Consider the following 15,641-nt stretch of genomic DNA (forward strand, 5'->3'; position numbering starts at 1 on the left):
CGGCGCCTTTTCATAGTACCCAACCGAGCAGGACGAGGGCTTGTTCCCCCGTCCCGCTCCGTGGGATGACGGGAATGAGACTAGACGGGCTGCTTCCAGAGGTTGATGTCCGATTCCACGGCGAACTCGTCGATGGCGTTCAGCTCATCCTGCGTGAAGTCGAGGTTGTTGATGGCGGACAGGGTGTCCTCCAGCTGGCGGACACTGGACGCGCCCACCAGGGCGGACGTCACAGGCGAGCCCTTGGGCTGGTCCCGAAGGATCCACGCGACAGCCATTTGCGCCAGGGATTGTCCGCGGCCTTCGGCGATCGCGTGGAGTCCGCGGATCCGGTCCAACTTCTCGTCCGTGATGGAATCCTCGGACAGGAACCGTGCTTTGGCTGCACGCGAATCGGCGGGAACACCGTTGAGGTAGCGGTCGGTGAGCATGCCCTGGGCCAGCGGCGAGAATGCGATGGAACCTGCCCCGACCTGGTCGAGTGCCTCGTACAGATTCGGCGAGCCGTTCTCGGTCCACCTGTTGAGCATGGAGTAGCTGGGCTGGTGGATGAGCAGCGGTGTCCCGAGGTCCTTCAGGATCCGGGCAGCCTCGATGGTCTGCTCCGGGGTGTAGGAGGAGATACCGGCATACAGCGCCTTACCCGAACGCACCGCGTAATCCAGAGCGCCCATGGTCTCTTCCATCGGGGTTTCCGGGTCCGGCCTGTGGCTGTAGAAGATGTCAACGTAGTCCAGGCCCATGCGCTGCAGCGACTGGTCCAGGCTGGAGATCAGGTACTTGCGGGAGCCCCATTCGCCGTACGGGCCGGGCCACATGTAGTAGCCGGCTTTGGTGGAGATGACGAGTTCGTCCCGGTAGGGCTTGAAGTCGTCCTTGAGGTGCCGGCCGAAATTGGTTTCGGCGGAACCGTCCGGCGGCCCGTAGTTGTTGGCGAGGTCGAAGTGGTTGACGCCGAGGTCGAACGCGCGGCGAAGAATGTCCCGCTGTTCGTCAAGGCGCTTGTCGTCGCCGAAGTTGTGCCACAGGCCAAGGGAAATGGCCGGGAGTTTCAGTCCGCTGCGGCCGACGCGGCGGTAGGGCATGGATTCATAGCGGTCTTCCGCCGCGGAATAAGTCATACGTTCCATCCTGCCAGCTGTGACCCCGACAACAGGCGAAGGGACAAAAGTTACGCCGCGGGCTGACAGGGTCAACCCGCGGCGTAACCTTTACAACGCCAGTCAGGACTTGACGATTGCTGCACTCCACGGTGCCAGGGCGAGGGCTTCCCCGTCAAGGGCCGTTCCCTCATCCGTTGCCAGCAGGACTGTCCCGGAAACGTCCTCCAGCCGGACCTTGGCGTCCGAGAGGTTCAGCAGCACCTCGACGCTGCCGCGGCGGAAGCGCAGCCAGCCGGCGTCGTCGTCGTACGTCACGTCCGTCTCGGTGAAGCCGAGCCCGGCAAGCTCTGGGTGCTCCCGGCGCAGTGCGGTCAGCGAGCGGTAGAGCTCCAGGAGCCGGGCGTGGTCGCCGCCGGTGACTTCATCCCAGTTGAGCTTGGACCGGGTGAAGGTTTCCGGATCCTGGGGATCAGGCACAACGGCGGGATCCCACCCCATGCGCTCGAACTCCTTGATCCGGCCTTCCGCAGTGGCCTTGCCCAGCTCGGGTTCCGGATGGGAAGTGAAGAACTGCCACGGCGTGCTCGCCGCGAACTCCTCGCCCATGAACAGCATCGGCGTAAACGGAGACGTCAGGGTGAGCACGGCGGCCAGAGCCAGTTGCCCGTGGGACAGCGACTGCGAAAGCCGGTCCCCCGTGGCGCGGTTGCCGATCTGGTCGTGGTTCTGGTTGCAGACCACCAGGGCCGCAGGATGGACCAGCGAGGCGTTGATGGAACGGCCGTGGTGGCGTCCGCGGAAGCTGGAGTAGCTGCCGTCGTGCAGGAAGCCGTCCTTCAGGACCTTGGCCAGGACCGCGAGGGACTGGAAGTCCTCGTAGTACCCGGTGGTCTCGCTGCTGACGCTGACGTGCACCGCGTGGTGGAAGTCGTCGCTCCACTGCCCGGCCAGTCCGTACCCGTTGACGTCCCGGGGGTAGATCAGGCGCGGGTTGTTCAGGTCCGACTCGGCGATCAGGGTCTTGGGCAGCCCGGTCTCGGCCGAGACGGCGTCTCCCAGTGCACCAAACTCCTCCAGGATGTGCACGGCACGCTCATCCCGCAGCGCGTGCACGGCATCCAGGCGGAGACCGTCCACGTGGTAATCCCGGAGCCACAGCGCCAGATTGTCCAGGATGTATTCCCGCACCACGTCCGAGCCGAGGCCGTCCAGGTTGACCGAGTCGCCCCAGGTGTTGGCATCCCCCTGTTTGAGGTACGGGCCGAACTTGGGCAGGTAGTTCCCGCTGGGGCCGAGGTGGTTGTACACCACGTCCTGGATAACGCCCAGGCCGGCAGCGTGGGCAGCATCCACAAAGCGCTGGTAGGCCGCCGGCCCGCCGTAGCCTTCGTGGACCGCGTACCACTGGACGCCGTCGTAGCCCCAGTTGTGGGTTCCGTTGAAGCCGTTGACCGGAAGCAGCTCGATGAAGTCGACTCCCAGGTCCACGAGGTAGCCGAGCTTTTCAGCAGCAGCGTCCAGGGTTCCATCGGGCGTGAACGTACCCACATGGAGTTCGTAGATCACCGCCCCCTGCAGCTCCTTGCCCTTCCAGGCGCCATCCTGCCAGGAGTAGGCCGCGGGGTCGAAGGTCCTGGAGAGCTCATGGACGCCGGCCGGAAGCCGGCGTGACCGCGGGTCAGGAACGGGGTGGCCGTCCCCGTCCAGCAGATAGCCGTAGTCCACCTCACCGTCAGCCGGCGCGTCCGGCGCGGTCCACCAGCCCTCCGAGCCCGGCACGGTCTCCTTCTGCAGCATGGGGTACTGCCGGCCGTCAGCTACCAGGATCACAGAACTGGCGTCGGGAGCCCAGACGTCGAAACGCTCAGGCCCAACATTTACGAGGGTCATGCTTGTTCTCCATCCACCGGTACGAGCAAAGCCACGGGGTAGGTACCCAGGACATCGGCTACCGAAACGGTGCCCGGTCCGTATCCGTTGCCCGTCAGCTCGTCGCGCATTGCGGCGGGGAGTTCGACGGCGGTGTCCCGCCATCCGCCGCCGGCTGCCAGTCCTGCGGGCAGCCGGGTGGCGAGGGTCATGGCTCCCGGGGAGGTGTCTCCACCGCGGTGGAACGCGAGCAGGTGATCTGCCGCAGCGCCGGAGGCGGCAAACGGATTGTAGCCCTGGAACAGTTCAGCCCGGTCACGGCGGAGCCGGAGCGCCCGGGAGGTGACCAGGAGCTTACTGATTTCCGTCCCCGCTTCAGGCAAGCTGCCGGCGTCGAGCTTTGCCAGCTCCTGCTGGCGGACCGCGAAGTCCACCGGCCGGCGGTTGTCGGGATCGGTCAGCGACCGTTCCCAGAATTCGCTGCCCTGGTAGACGTCCGGGACGCCTGGCATGGTCAGCTGGACCAGCTTGGCGGACAGGGAGTTCGACGCGGCGTAGGAGTCGATCCGTGCCACGAAGTCCTCCAGCACCTTGGTGACCCGGGCGTCGTCGAACGCTGCATCCACTGCCGCTTTGACGTGGGATTCGAAGTCCTCGTCCGGGCTGGTCCAGGTGGTGGAGTTGCCGGCTTCCCGGGCGGCCTTTTCCGCGTAGCCCTGAAGCCGCTCCCGGCTCGCGGGCCACGCGCCGATGATCGCCTGCCACAGCAGGTTCTCGTAGGGGCCGTCCGGGATCGGAGCCAGTTCGCGGAGGTTGTTCAGCGTGGCCGTCCACTCCTGCGGCAGTTCGGCGATCACCGAGATCCGCGCCCGGGCGTCCTCGCTGCGCTTGGTGTCGTGCGTGGACAGCGTGGTCATGGACAGGGGCAGTTCCTGCTGCCGCCGAAGCATCCGATGGTGGAACTCCTCAGGAGAAACAGCGAACTCCGTCGGTTCGGCTCCCACTTCCGTCAGGGTGCCCAGCCGGGTGTAGCGGTAGAACGCGGTGTCCTCCACACCCTTGGCCATCACCATGCCCGACGTCTGCTGGAACCGCACCGAAATCGCGTTGGCGGGGTCAAGCAGCAGCGGCAGCAGCGTGCCCACGGCAACTTCAAGGTCGGGCCGGTGGGCCGCCGCAGACTCGCAGGCTTCCTTGAGGATCTCGGCGCCGGCGGGCAGGTACGTGCGGTAGACCGGGAACGCAGCGATGATTTCCGCCAGCGCATCCGCTGCCTGTTCCACCGAAAGCCCGTGGGATTCCGGAACCAGTCGTGCCAGGCGCAGCACCTCGGACCGGAGGATGCCGTCCGCGATCATCCGCTTGGTGCCCCGGATCATTTCGGCGTAGTCCGCCGGGGTGTCAGAGTCCCGAAGCTTGGCGTCCAGCTCATCGAGCTGCTGCTGTCCTGCGGGATCAACGAAGATCCTGTCCACGTCCGCCAGTGCGTCGTAGCCGGTGGTGCCCTCGGTGGCGAAGTCCTGGGGCAGGGTTTCGCCCGGTTCCAGGATTTTTTCCACCAGCACGTAGGCTCCGCCGCTGAGGTCCTTGAGCCAGCGGAGGTAGCCGGCAGGATCGGCCAGTCCATCCGGGTGGTCCACCCGCAGTCCGTCCACCAGGCCTTCCGTGAACCAGCGGCCCACCTCGGCATGCGCTTCCTCGAAGACCCGGGGTGTTTCCACCCGGATCCCGGCCAGCGTGGTGACGGCGAAGAAGCGGCGGTAGTTCAGCTCGGCGTCGGCCCGGCGCCAGTCGATCAGCTCGTAGTGCTGGCGGCTGTGCACGTCCTGCGGCGAGTCGCCGTCGGAATACGTCCCTTCGGCGATCGGGAACCGGTGGTCGTAGTAGCGGAGTTCGCCGTCCTTGACCTCCAGCTTGTCCAGGTCTTCACCGGAGCCAAGCATGGGCAGCCGGATCTTTCCGCCCGCCAGTTCCCATTCAACGTCGAAGGCTTCGGCGTACGGTGAGCCCTGCCCTTCCTTCAGCAGGGACCACCACCACGGGTTCTGGACGGGCGTCGCGACGCCGACGTGGTTGGGCACAATGTCCACCAAGACGCCCATGCCGTGCTCGCGGGCTGCGTTGGACAGGGCCAGCAGGCCTTCGGGGCCACCCCGGTCCGGGTCCACGGCGGAGGGGTCGGTCACGTCATAGCCGTGGTCCGAGCCCTGCTCCGCGGTCAGGATGGGTGAAAGGTACACCCAGTCCACACCGAGGTCCTTCAGGTACGGGACCTGTTCGGCAGCATCAAACAGGGTGAAGCCCTTGCGGATCTGCAGGCGGTATGTGGAGGCCGGTGTCCTCATGCTTTGGTTGCCTTTGCCTCGCTCGCTTCCGCTGCCTTCGTCTGGGCTTCCACCATTTCTTCCTGGGCTTCCTCATGTTCGGCCATTGAAGCCAGGGAAGCCGCGGCGGAAAGGTCCACTTCTTCTTCAGGGCCGGAGTAGGCGCGCAGCACCACCATCGACTTCGCTTCCAGCGTCAGCGTCGCCTTCGCCTTGAGGGGCTCGTAGGCATCGGCCTGCTTGGCCGTATCAATCAGCACCTCCCAGTACTGGGAGTACTCGTCGGAGGGCAGGCAGAAGTCCACAACGTCGTCGTGCGCGTTGAAGGCCATGATGAAGCTGTCGTCGGTGATGCGCCGGCCGCGGGAATCCTGTTCCTGGATTCCGTGGCCGTTGTAGAAGACGCCGATGGTGCGGCCGAAACCGCTGCCCCAGTCCTCCGGCAGCATTTCGGTGCCGTCGGTCTTCAGCCAGACAATGTCCGGCAGCTTCTCGCCTTCGCCTCGGCGTACCGGTCTGCCGTCAAAGAAGCGGCTGCGGCGGAACGTGGGGTGGTCGTGGCGGAGCTTGTTGACGAAGGCGGTGAACTCCACCAGCGGCTGGTCCATGGCTTCCCAGTGGATCCAGCTGAGCTCGGAGTCCTGGCAGTAGGTGTTGTTGTTGCCCTGCTGGGTACGGCCGAGTTCGTCGCCGTGGAGCAGCATCGGCACGCCCTGGGAGAGCAGCAGGGTGGCGATGAAGTTGCGCTGCTGGCGGGCCCGGAGGGTCAGGACCTTGTCGTCATCGGTGTCGCCTTCAACGCCGCAGTTCCAGGAGCGGTTGTGCGACTCGCCGTCGTTGTTGCCCTCGCCGTTGGCCTCGTTGTGCTTCTCGTTGTAGGAGACCAGGTCCCGCATGGTGAAACCGTCGTGGGCGGTGACAAAGTTGATCGAGGCCACCGGGCGGCGGGCCGAGCTTTCGTACAGGTCGGCGGAACCGGTCAGGCGGGACGCGAATTCGCCCAGCGTGGCGGGCTCGCCGCGCCAGAAGTCGCGGACGGTGTCGCGGTATTTGCCGTTCCATTCCGTCCACTGCGGCGGGAAGTTGCCCACCTGATACCCACCGGGGCCAACGTCCCACGGCTCGGCGATGAGCTTGACCTGGGAGACTACGGGGTCCTGCTGGATGAGTTCGAAGAAGGTGGAGAGCTTGTCAACGTCGTAGAACTCGCGGGCCAGGGTGGAGGCGAGGTCGAAGCGGAAGCCGTCAACGTGCATCTCGGTGACCCAGTAGCGCAGGGAGTCCATGAGCAGCTGCAGGGAGTGCGGGTGGCGGACGTTCAGCGAGTTGCCGGTGCCGGTGTAGTCCATGTAGTGCTTGAGGTCGTTGTCCACCAGGCGGTAGTAGGCCTGGTTGTCGATCCCCTTGAAGGACAGCGTGGGGCCGAGGTGGTTGCCCTCGGCGGTGTGGTTGTAGACGACGTCGAGGATGACTTCGATGCCGGCGCGGTGCAGGTCGCGGACCATGGCCTTGAATTCCTGGACCTGGTGCCCCACGTCGCCGGTGGAGCTGTAGGTGTTCTGCGGGGCGAAGAAGCCGATGGTGTTGTAGCCCCAGTAGTTGTTGAGCCCCTTCTCCACCAGGGTGCCGTCGTTGACGAACTGGTGGACCGGCATGAGCTCGATGGCGGTGACGCCAAGCTTTTTCATGTGGTCGATGACCGCGGGGTGGGCCACGCCGGCATAGGTGCCGCGCTGTTCTTCGGGGATCTCCGGGTGCAGCTCGGTGAGGCCCTTGACGTGGGCTTCATAGATGACCGACTGGTGGTAGGGGATCCGCAGCTGGCGGTCGCCGTCCCACTCGAAGAACGGGTTGATGACCACGCCGTGCATGGTGTGCGGCGCCGAGTCAGCGTCGTTGCGCGAATCGGGGTCGCCGAATTCATAGGAGAACAGCGCGGGATCCCAGTCAATCTGGCCCTGGATGGCCTTCGCATACGGGTCCATCAGCAGCTTGTTGGCGTTGAACCGGTTCCCGCTCGCGGGATCGTACGGCCCGTGGACCCGGTAACCGTACTTCTGTCCGGGCTGGATGTGCGGGAGGTAGCAGTGCCAGACGTAGCCGTCCACTTCGGTCAGTTCGATCCGCGTTTCGGTCAGGTCATCAGCCAGGAGGCAGAGTTCCACCCGCTCGGCGAGTTCGCTGAACAGGGCGAAATTGGTGCCGGTGCCGTCAAAGGTAGCTCCCAGCGGGTAGGCAGTTCCAGGCCAGACTTCCATCATGCTCCTCAAATATTTGTCAGCAGCAAGGGCATCGGAACGCCCCTGCTGCCAGTGCGAACTAATGCCTACCGTAATGGTTGGCTGTGACTATTACGTTTCCGTGCTCCATGGTTACTAAGCATGCTGACTTTACCCCACGTTTCAGGTAGGGCGTCCGCTATTCCGCCAGCGGCGATCGGCCCGCCGGCGGCGAGGGCAGAGGCCGCCTTCCCGGCCCGGCCGTGCAGGGCGGCTCCCAGCGCGGCAATATCAGCCCAGGGCACCTCGCCAGCGCCCTCCTCCGAACTGAAGCGGCCGACGTCGTCACCCGCCTGGGCGAGCAGCGCGCCAATGACTCCCGCGAGGACGTCGCCGGAGCCGGCGGTGGCGAGCCAGGGTGTGCCGTCAGCCTGGCTGTACACGTCCCCGGACGGTGCAGCGACGAGGGTGGTGGCGCCCTTGAGCAGCACCGTTGCACCGGTCATTTCCGAAGCCCGGCGGACCGCGGCAAGGGTTCCGGCCTCCACATTTCCGCGGTCCTCCGTCCCGCCGAGCCGCTGCATCAATGCGGCCAGCTCGCCGGCATGGGGGGTGAGGACGACGTGCGGGGCAAGGGCCGCGGGCAGCGCAGGCAGGGCCCCCGCGTCGGCCACAACGGGCAGACCCGATTCGACCGCGTCGCGGGCACGCTGCAGCTGTTCGTGGTCTCCGGGACCCATTCCCGAACCCACGAGCCACGCCTGGACCCGGTTCCCAGCCACCGCACCGGTGCTGCAGACCACCTCGGGGCAGGACTGCCGCACCAGGTCCGCCACCTCGGGCGGGCCAAGGTACCGGACCATCCCCACGCCCGCGGCCAGGGCGCCGCGGCAGGCCAGGACGGCTGCACCGGGATAGTCGACGGAGCCGGCAACCACTCCCAGCACTCCGCGTGAGTACTTGTGGGCGCGCCGGCCAGGGCGCGGCAGCAGCCGGGCCAGGTCCGCATCTTCGAACCGGCGGAGCGAAGGAGGGGGCAGGTACTCCTCGATCCCGATGGGTACCACGTGCACGCTTCCGGCGTAGTCGGCGCCTGGATCGGCCAGCAGTCCGCTTTTGGCAGCGCCGAAGGTAACGGTCAGGTCCGCGGGCAGCACCGGCTGGGACACCTCGCCGGTATCGGCGTCCACACCGCTGGGAAGGTCACAGGCCACCACGAAGGCAGGTCCCGTGCGGTCCGTCAGGAGCTCGGCCACGGCGGCAACCAGGTCGGCAGCACTCCCCCGCAGCCCGCCTTTCGCGCCCGTTCCCAGCACGGCATCAATGACGACGTCGGCGCGCGCGGCTTCCACGGCCAGCCCTGCGGGTGCCGCCCCGGCAAGACGGTGCACCCGGCCGCCGGCGCGCTCAAAGGCAGCCAGCGCCTTCGCGTGGGCCGAGTCGTCGGTGAGCACCGCCGTCGTACGCATTCCCCGGGCAGCAAGGAAAGCGGCGGCGTACAGGCCGTCCCCGCCGTTGTTGCCCTTGCCGGTGAGAACGGAAACGCTGCTGCCGTACACGCCCAGGCCGCGGGACTTCAGCTCTGCGATAACGGCATTGGCCATGCCGTGGGCGGCGCGCTGCATGAGGACATCACCCAGGCCCTCGTCCAGCAGGGGTTGCTCGGCCTGCCGGATTTGGGTTCCGGTATAGGCGCTGATCACGGTGTCAGTTCCAGTGCGGTGGAGGCTGTTCAGCCTTCGGCCAGGACAGTGGCCGTGGCGATCCCGCCGTCGTGGCTGATGGACAGGTGCCAGCGTTTGACGCCCTTGGCTTCGGCGACGGCCAGCACAGTGCCTTTGACCTGCACGGTGGGTCCGTTCTGGTCCAGGCCGATCCAGCAGTCCTGCCAGTTCATGCCGGCAGGAGCGCCGAGGACCTTGGCAACAGCTTCCTTGACGGCAAACCGCGCAGCCAGTGACCGGGTGTTCAGCTCGCGCTCGGCAGGGACGAACAGCCGGTCCCTAAGGCCGGGGGTGCGTTCAAGCTGGCGGCCGAACCGCTCGATGTCAACAACGTCTACGCCAATGCCAAGAATCATGCGGCCTATTCTACGGTGGCGTCCTTGGCGTTCCGTGCCGCAGCGCGCCCGGCACCCCGGATACGGCAGAAGCCCCGGGCGCTGTACCCGGGGCTTCCGTCATCGATGCTGGATGTGGCTGTCCGCAGTTACTCGACCGTGACGCTCTTGGCGAGGTTGCGGGGCTGGTCCACGTCATAACCCTTGGCCTGGGCCAGTTCCGCGGCGAAGATCTGCAGCGGGACGGTGGTCAGCAGCGGCATGAGCAGCGTCGGGGTTTCGGGGACGTAGAAGACGTGCTCGGCGTAGGCCTTCACGGCTTCGTCACCTTCCTCGGCAATGACCAGGGTGCGGGCGCCGCGGGCGCGGACTTCCTGGATGTTGGAGACCACCTTGGAATGCAGTGAATCGCGGCCGCGCGGGGACGGGACCACCACGAACACCGGCTGGCCTTCATCGATCAACGCGATCGGGCCGTGCTTGAGCTCACCGGCGGCGAAGCCCTCAGCGTGGATGTAGGCGATTTCCTTGAGCTTCAGCGCACCTTCAAGGGCTACCGGGTAGCCGACGTGGCGGCCCAGGAACAGCACCGACTTCTCCTCGGCCATGGACCGGGCGAGTTCGCGGAGCGGGCCGGCGTTGTCCAGGATTTTCTGGATCTTCGAGGGGATCTTGTTCAGGTCCGCGAGGACGTCCTTGATCTGGCCGGTGAAGATGTTGCCGCGCAACTGTGCCAGGTACAGGCCCAGCAGGTACGCCGCGGTGATCTGGGCCAGGAACGCCTTGGTGGACGCGACAGCGATCTCCGGGCCGGCGTGCGTGTAGAGCACGGCGTCGGACTCGCGCGGGATGGTGGACCCGTTGGTGTTGCAGATGGAGATGGTCTTCGCACCCTGTTCCCGGGCGTAGCGGACGGCCATCAGCGTGTCCATGGTCTCCCCGGACTGGCTGATGGACACCACCAGGGTGTTCTCGTCCAGGATCGGGTCCCGGTAGCGGAACTCGTGCGCGAGCTCCACTTCGGTGGGGATTCGGCACCAGTTCTCGATCGCGTACTTCGCCACCATCCCGGCGTACGCGGCGGTGCCGCAGGCCAGCACGATGATCTTGTTGACCTGCTTCAGGAGCTCCGGGTCGATCCGGAGCTCGTCCAGGGTCAGCTTGCCGTTGACGTCGGACCGGCCCATCAGGGTCTGCGCCACGGCGTCGGGCTGGTCATGGATTTCCTTTTCCATGAACGAGCTGAAGCCGCCCTTTTCGGCCGAGGCGGGGTCCCAGTCCACGTGGTATTCCTTGCCCGCGGCAGGGTTGCCGAAGAAATCGGTGATCTCCACGGTGTCCGCGGTGATGGTGACGATCTGGTCCTGGCCCAGCTCCACGGCCCGGCGGGTGTAGTCGATGAACCCGGACACGTCCGAACCCAGGAAGTTCTCGCCCTCGCCCAGGCCTACCACCAGGGGTGAGTTGCGGCGGGCGGCCACGACGACGTCGGGCTGGTCCGCGTGCACGGCCAGCAGCGTGAAGGCCCCCTCCAGGCGCTGGCAGGCCAGTTCCATGGCACGGGTCAGGCGGCCCTCGGAGGTGTCTCCGGCGAGCTTGTTCCGGAAGATGTCCGCCAGCAGCGCCGCGGCCACCTCAGTGTCCGTTTCGGACAGGAACTCCACGCCCTTGTCCAGCAGCTCGAGCTTGAGCTCGGCGAAGTTTTCAATGATGCCGTTGTGGATCACGGCGAGCTTGCCGCCATCGGCCAGATGCGGGTGCGCATTGCGGTCCGTCGGCCCGCCATGCGTTGCCCAGCGCGTGTGGCCGATCCCCGTTACCGTCTCCGGCAACGGCCTGGCCTCCAGCTCAGCGATCAGGTTGCTCAGCTTCCCGGACTTCTTCCGCGACTCGATGGCGCCCTGGTACACCACAGCAACACCCGCGGAGTCATACCCCCGGTACTCCAGGCGGCGCAGTCCCTCAAGGACAACATCCAAAGCACTGTGACTTCCGCCGTTATCAGACCGGCCAACATATCCCACGATTCCACACATAGGGTCAAGACTATCGGCAGTGGTGCCTTAGCTCTAAACCGGCAGCCGTTCCTGCGGTGCAGGATATTGCGGCGGCCGCCGCGCACAAAACTCCGCTCCATTTCGCTATGCGCCGGGCGAGGGGCAGAATCTCTAACGTGACTTTGCAACGCAACGAGGCGAACGGGGAGGGTGTCTCCCCGTTCGTCGAGCTGGACCGGCAGACCTGGTCCCGGCTCGCCGACGAGATGGAACAGCCCCTTAACCAAGAGGACATCATCCGTCTCCGCGGCCTCGGCGATCCCCTGGACATGAAGGAGATCCGCGAGGTCTACCTGCCGCTCTCCCGGCTCCTGCACCTGTATGTAGAGGCTGCGGGGCAGTTGCACGCTGCCACCACCACGTTCCTGGGGGAACACACTCAGCGCACGCCGTTCGTGATCGGCGTGGCGGGATCCGTGGCCGTGGGAAAGTCCACCATTGCCCGTGTGCTCCGCGAGATGCTGCGGCGCTGGCCAGGCACCCCCAACGTCGAACTCATCACGACGGACGGATTCCTGTATCCGCTGGCCGAGCTCAAGCGGCGCCAGCTGCTGGAGCGCAAGGGTTTTCCGGAGTCCTACGACCGCCGGGCACTGCTCCGCTTTGTGAGCGAAATCAAGAGCGGCGCCGAAGAGGTGCGCGCCCCCTGGTACTCGCATGTCACCTACGACATCGTCCCCGGCAAGGAAGTGGTGGTCCGCCGCCCCGACGTCCTGATCGTGGAGGGGCTGAACGTGCTGGCTCCGGCCCGTCCACGGCATGACGGCCGGCAGGGCCTGGCGCTGAGTGATTTCTTCGATTTCTCCATTTACGTGGATGCCAAGACGTCCTATATCGAGGAGTGGTATGTGGACCGGTTCCGCAAGCTGCGGAGCACTGCGTTCGCCCAGCCTGAGTCCTACTTCCACCGCTACGCCACCTTGTCTGACGATGAGGCGGAGACCACGGCGCGGGACATCTGGAAACGCATCAACGAACCCAACCTCGAGGAGAACGTCCTTCCCACGCGGGGACGGGCGCAGCTGGTGCTGACCAAAGAGGCGGACCATTCGATCCGCCGCATGCTCCTGCGGAAGGTTTAACCCAGGTGTGCCACGACTGCACGGCCGCCTCACTTAAGTCCCAGGCGACCACCCGCCGCAGCTTCACGCACTTCCTCGCGGCAGGCGCCGGACTTGCTGTCCTGGCGGCCTGCACGCCGGAGGCACCCGCGCCGGTTCCGCCGTCGTCCGCCCCTGCCTCCGCCGCGTCTCCCCCACCTGTTACCCCCACGCCCACTCCGGAAGGCACGACGGCGGCGCCCACCACAGAGGCTCCGGCACCTGCGGAGCCGTCGCCAACGCCGTCGCCCTCATCCGCGCTGCCGCGGCAGTTCTCGCTGACCGACCCGGCAAGCCCCTGGCTCATCGTCAACAAGCACCGGCCGCTGGTTCCGGCGGCCTACATGCCGGCTGACCTGGTGACTCCCGCCGTCGCAATTGCCGCCTCCGATGAGGCGGCGCTGCTGAACAGCACGACGGCGGCTGCTGCGGAAGCAATGTTCGCAGCAGCAGCGCGGGACGGCGTGGCGATAGTCCTCGCCAGCGGGTACCGCTCCTACAACACCCAGGCGGCCACCTACAACGGCTACGTCGCCTCCCGCGGCCAGGCCGACGCCGATACTGCCAGCGCGCGTCCCGGCTACTCGGAGCACCAGACTGGCTGGGCCTTCGACATCGCGGACGGCAACGGCGTGTGCGGTTTCCAGCCGTGCTTCGCGGACCAGCCCGCAGCCGTGTGGGCCAAGGCGAACGGGCACCGGTTCGGCTTCGTGGTGCGGTACCCCTGGATGTTCCATCCGATCACGGGCTACTACTACGAGCCGTGGCACCTGCGGTACATCGGAATCGAGGCGGCCACAGACATGGTGAACCGTGGCATCAACACTCTGGAGGAATACTTCGGCGTGGAGCCCGCGCCGGGGTATCCATAGGGCGATGGGCTACGTTGGTTCCTATGCTGACTGGATTCAAGAATTTCATTATGAAGGGCAACGTCGTTGACCTTGCCGTCGCCGTCGTAATCGGTACGGCCTTCGGTGCGGTGGTTACTGCGCTGGTGAACAAGGTGCTCATGCCGTTCATTGCGGGACTCGTGGGGTCACCCAACTTTGACAGCTTTGCCAAGGTGGACTTCAACGGCAACGCCATCGAGTTCGGGGTCCTGCTGACCGCAGTCGTCAATTTCCTCCTGATTGCCGCGGCCATTTACTTCGTTGTGGTGATGCCCATGAACCTCATGATTGAGCGCCGCAACCGCAGGCTCGGAATCGGCCAGGACGTAAAAGAGGAGTCTGCCGAGGACCCCCAGATCGCCCTGCTCACCGAAATCCGCGACGCCCTGACGAGCCGCTCTTCCTGACCCACTCTCTGGACGACAGAGGCCCGCTTCCTAAGGGAAGCGGGCCACTGTTCGTTTTCGTTGGAGGCTCTTAGTCGTTGACCAGTTCCAGCGCGAGCTCGGTTCGGACCACCTGGGCGAGGTGTTCAGCGATGGACTGCGCGGTGGCTTCGTCAGCTGCTTCCACCATCACGCGCACTACAGGCTCAGTGCCGGAGGGGCGCAGCAGGACGCGGCCGGTATCGCCCAGTGCCGCTTCCGCTGCTGCCACGGCCTGGGCGAGGACCTCGCTGGTGGTAACGCGGGTGCGGTCCACTCCCTTGACGTTGATGAGGACCTGGGGAAGCTTGGTCATCACGGTGGCCAGCTCCTTGAGCGACTTCCCGGTCAAGGCGATCTGGGCAGCAAGCTGCAATCCGGTCAGTACGCCGTCACCTGTGGTGGCGTAATCCGCGAAAATCACGTGGCCGGACTGTTCGCCGCCCAGGTTGAAGCCGCCGTCGCGCATCTCTTCGAGGACGTAACGGTCCCCCACTGCCGTTTCGCGGATGTTGATGCCAGCCTGGCGGAGCGCAATCTTCAGGCCAAGGTTGCTCATGACGGTTGCTACCAGGACGTCGTCCTTGAGCTTTCCGGAAGCCTTCAACGCCACGGCGAGGATGGCCATGATCTGGTCGCCGTCCACCTCGTTGCCCTCATTGTCCACGGCGAGGCAGCGGTCGGCGTCGCCGTCGTGGGCGATACCGAGGTCGGCGCTGTACTTAAGCACCGCTTCCTTGAGCGGGCCAAGGTGGGTGGAGCCGACGCCGTCGTTGATGTTGTGGCCATCCGGGTCTGCACCAATGAGGATGACATCCGCGCCGGCGTCCTTGAACACCTGCGGTGAGCAGCCACTGGCGGCCCCGTGGGCACAGTCCAGGACCACCCTGATGCCTTCAAGGTTGTGCGGCAGCGTGCCCAGGAGATGGACGATGTAGCGGTCCTCGGCGTCCGAGAAGCGCTGAATGCGGCCCACGTCGCTACCGATCGGGCGCACCGCTTCCTTGGACATCTGGGCCTCGATGGCGTCCTCGACGTCGTCGGGAAGCTTCTGGCCGCCGCGGGCGAAGAACTTGATGCCGTTGTCCGGCGCCGGGTTGTGGGAGGCGGAGATCATCACGCCGAAGTCTGCATCCAGATCAGCCACCAGGTAGGCAGCCGCCGGGGTCGGGAGGACGCCGGCGTCGTAGACGTCGATGCCTGAGCTGGAGAGCCCTGCCTCCACCGCGGCGGCAATAAATTCACCGCTGGCGCGCGGGTCACGGGCCACTACGGCGCGTGGCCGTGATCCGTTGGAGTTACGGTCATGGCCAAGTACGACGGCGGCCGCCTGGGCCAGCTGCATCGCCAGCTCTGCAGTCAACAGACCGTTCGCCAGGCCCCGGACACCATCAGTTCCAAATAATCTAGACACCGGTCAAGTCTAGAGGATGGGCGGCGCGGCACCTGCGTAGCCGGCCTGTCGTGGCTGCTTCTACTTGGTGAGTACCTGCGTTCCAGCACGGGCAATTACTGGGACTACTTGGTTCTTTTTGTTGTTACCTGTCTTTCCCCAAAAGCCTCGCCATGGCTATTTCGGCGCCCCTACGATC

Annotated in this window: 11 protein-coding genes; 3 read left to right on the forward strand and 8 right to left on the reverse strand. The window is 65.7% G+C overall.

Features of this window, described 5'->3' with window-relative positions; translation table 11 throughout:
• Window positions 1-80 precede the first annotated feature (80 nt).
• From mgrA to glmS, 7 genes are all read right to left on the reverse strand, one after another.
• Window positions 81-1,121: an L-glyceraldehyde 3-phosphate reductase gene (gene mgrA / locus CXX84_RS02100; protein ID WP_102975064.1), complete on the reverse strand. Its 1,041-nt coding sequence runs from the start codon at window positions 1,119-1,121 to the stop codon at window positions 81-83.
• A gap of 102 nt (window positions 1,122-1,223) precedes the next feature.
• Window positions 1,224-2,993, reverse strand: a complete 1,770-nt coding sequence (gene treZ / locus CXX84_RS02105; RefSeq protein ID WP_102975065.1) for a malto-oligosyltrehalose trehalohydrolase — start codon at window positions 2,991-2,993, stop codon at window positions 1,224-1,226.
• The gene (treY, locus tag CXX84_RS02110) at window positions 2,990-5,317 is read right to left on the reverse strand and encodes a malto-oligosyltrehalose synthase (RefSeq protein ID WP_102975066.1); all 2,328 of its coding nucleotides are present in this window, start codon (window positions 5,315-5,317) and stop codon (window positions 2,990-2,992) included. Before treY ends, treZ begins: the two co-directional genes overlap by 4 nt.
• Window positions 5,314-7,554 carry a glycogen debranching protein GlgX gene (glgX, locus tag CXX84_RS02115; RefSeq protein WP_102975067.1) on the reverse strand — a complete coding sequence of 747 codons (2,241 nt, stop codon included), beginning with the start codon at window positions 7,552-7,554 and terminating at the stop codon, window positions 5,314-5,316. The genes treY and glgX overlap by 4 nt, the downstream gene beginning before the upstream one ends.
• Before the next feature lie 68 nt (window positions 7,555-7,622).
• Window positions 7,623-9,218: an NAD(P)H-hydrate epimerase gene (locus CXX84_RS02120; protein WP_102975068.1), complete on the reverse strand. Its 1,596-nt coding sequence runs from the start codon at window positions 9,216-9,218 to the stop codon at window positions 7,623-7,625.
• Between the two features lie 29 nt (window positions 9,219-9,247).
• Window positions 9,248-9,595: a holo-ACP synthase gene (locus CXX84_RS02125; RefSeq protein ID WP_102975069.1), complete on the reverse strand. Its 348-nt coding sequence runs from the start codon at window positions 9,593-9,595 to the stop codon at window positions 9,248-9,250.
• A 128-nt stretch (window positions 9,596-9,723) separates the two neighbouring features.
• Window positions 9,724-11,610: a glutamine--fructose-6-phosphate transaminase (isomerizing) gene (gene glmS / locus CXX84_RS02130; protein ID WP_102975070.1), complete on the reverse strand. Its 1,887-nt coding sequence runs from the start codon at window positions 11,608-11,610 to the stop codon at window positions 9,724-9,726.
• 107 nt (window positions 11,611-11,717) lie between these two features.
• On the opposite strand from glmS, the gene coaA reads away from it, so the two are divergent.
• From coaA to mscL, 3 genes are read left to right on the forward strand one after another with little or no spacing between them, the layout of a single operon-like run.
• Window positions 11,718-12,713 carry a type I pantothenate kinase gene (gene coaA / locus CXX84_RS02135; protein ID WP_189337457.1) on the forward strand — a complete coding sequence of 332 codons (996 nt, stop codon included), beginning with the start codon at window positions 11,718-11,720 and terminating at the stop codon, window positions 12,711-12,713.
• 5 nt (window positions 12,714-12,718) lie between these two features.
• Window positions 12,719-13,603, forward strand: a complete 885-nt coding sequence (locus tag CXX84_RS02140) for a D-alanyl-D-alanine carboxypeptidase family protein (protein WP_102975072.1) — start codon at window positions 12,719-12,721, stop codon at window positions 13,601-13,603.
• Window positions 13,604-13,626: 23 nt separating this feature from the next.
• The gene (mscL, locus tag CXX84_RS02145) at window positions 13,627-14,031 is read left to right on the forward strand and encodes a large conductance mechanosensitive channel protein MscL (protein ID WP_102975073.1); all 405 of its coding nucleotides are present in this window, start codon (window positions 13,627-13,629) and stop codon (window positions 14,029-14,031) included.
• A gap of 70 nt (window positions 14,032-14,101) precedes the next feature.
• Here the strand turns inward: mscL and glmM are convergent, their stop codons facing one another.
• Window positions 14,102-15,463, reverse strand: coding sequence for a phosphoglucosamine mutase (gene glmM / locus CXX84_RS02150; RefSeq protein ID WP_102975074.1), 1,362 nt, complete (start codon window positions 15,461-15,463; stop codon window positions 14,102-14,104).
• Window positions 15,464-15,641: the final 178 nt, after the last annotated feature.

It is taken from the genome of Arthrobacter sp. AFG7.2 (genome assembly GCF_002892835.1).
GTDB lineage: Bacteria > Actinomycetota > Actinomycetes > Actinomycetales > Micrococcaceae > Arthrobacter.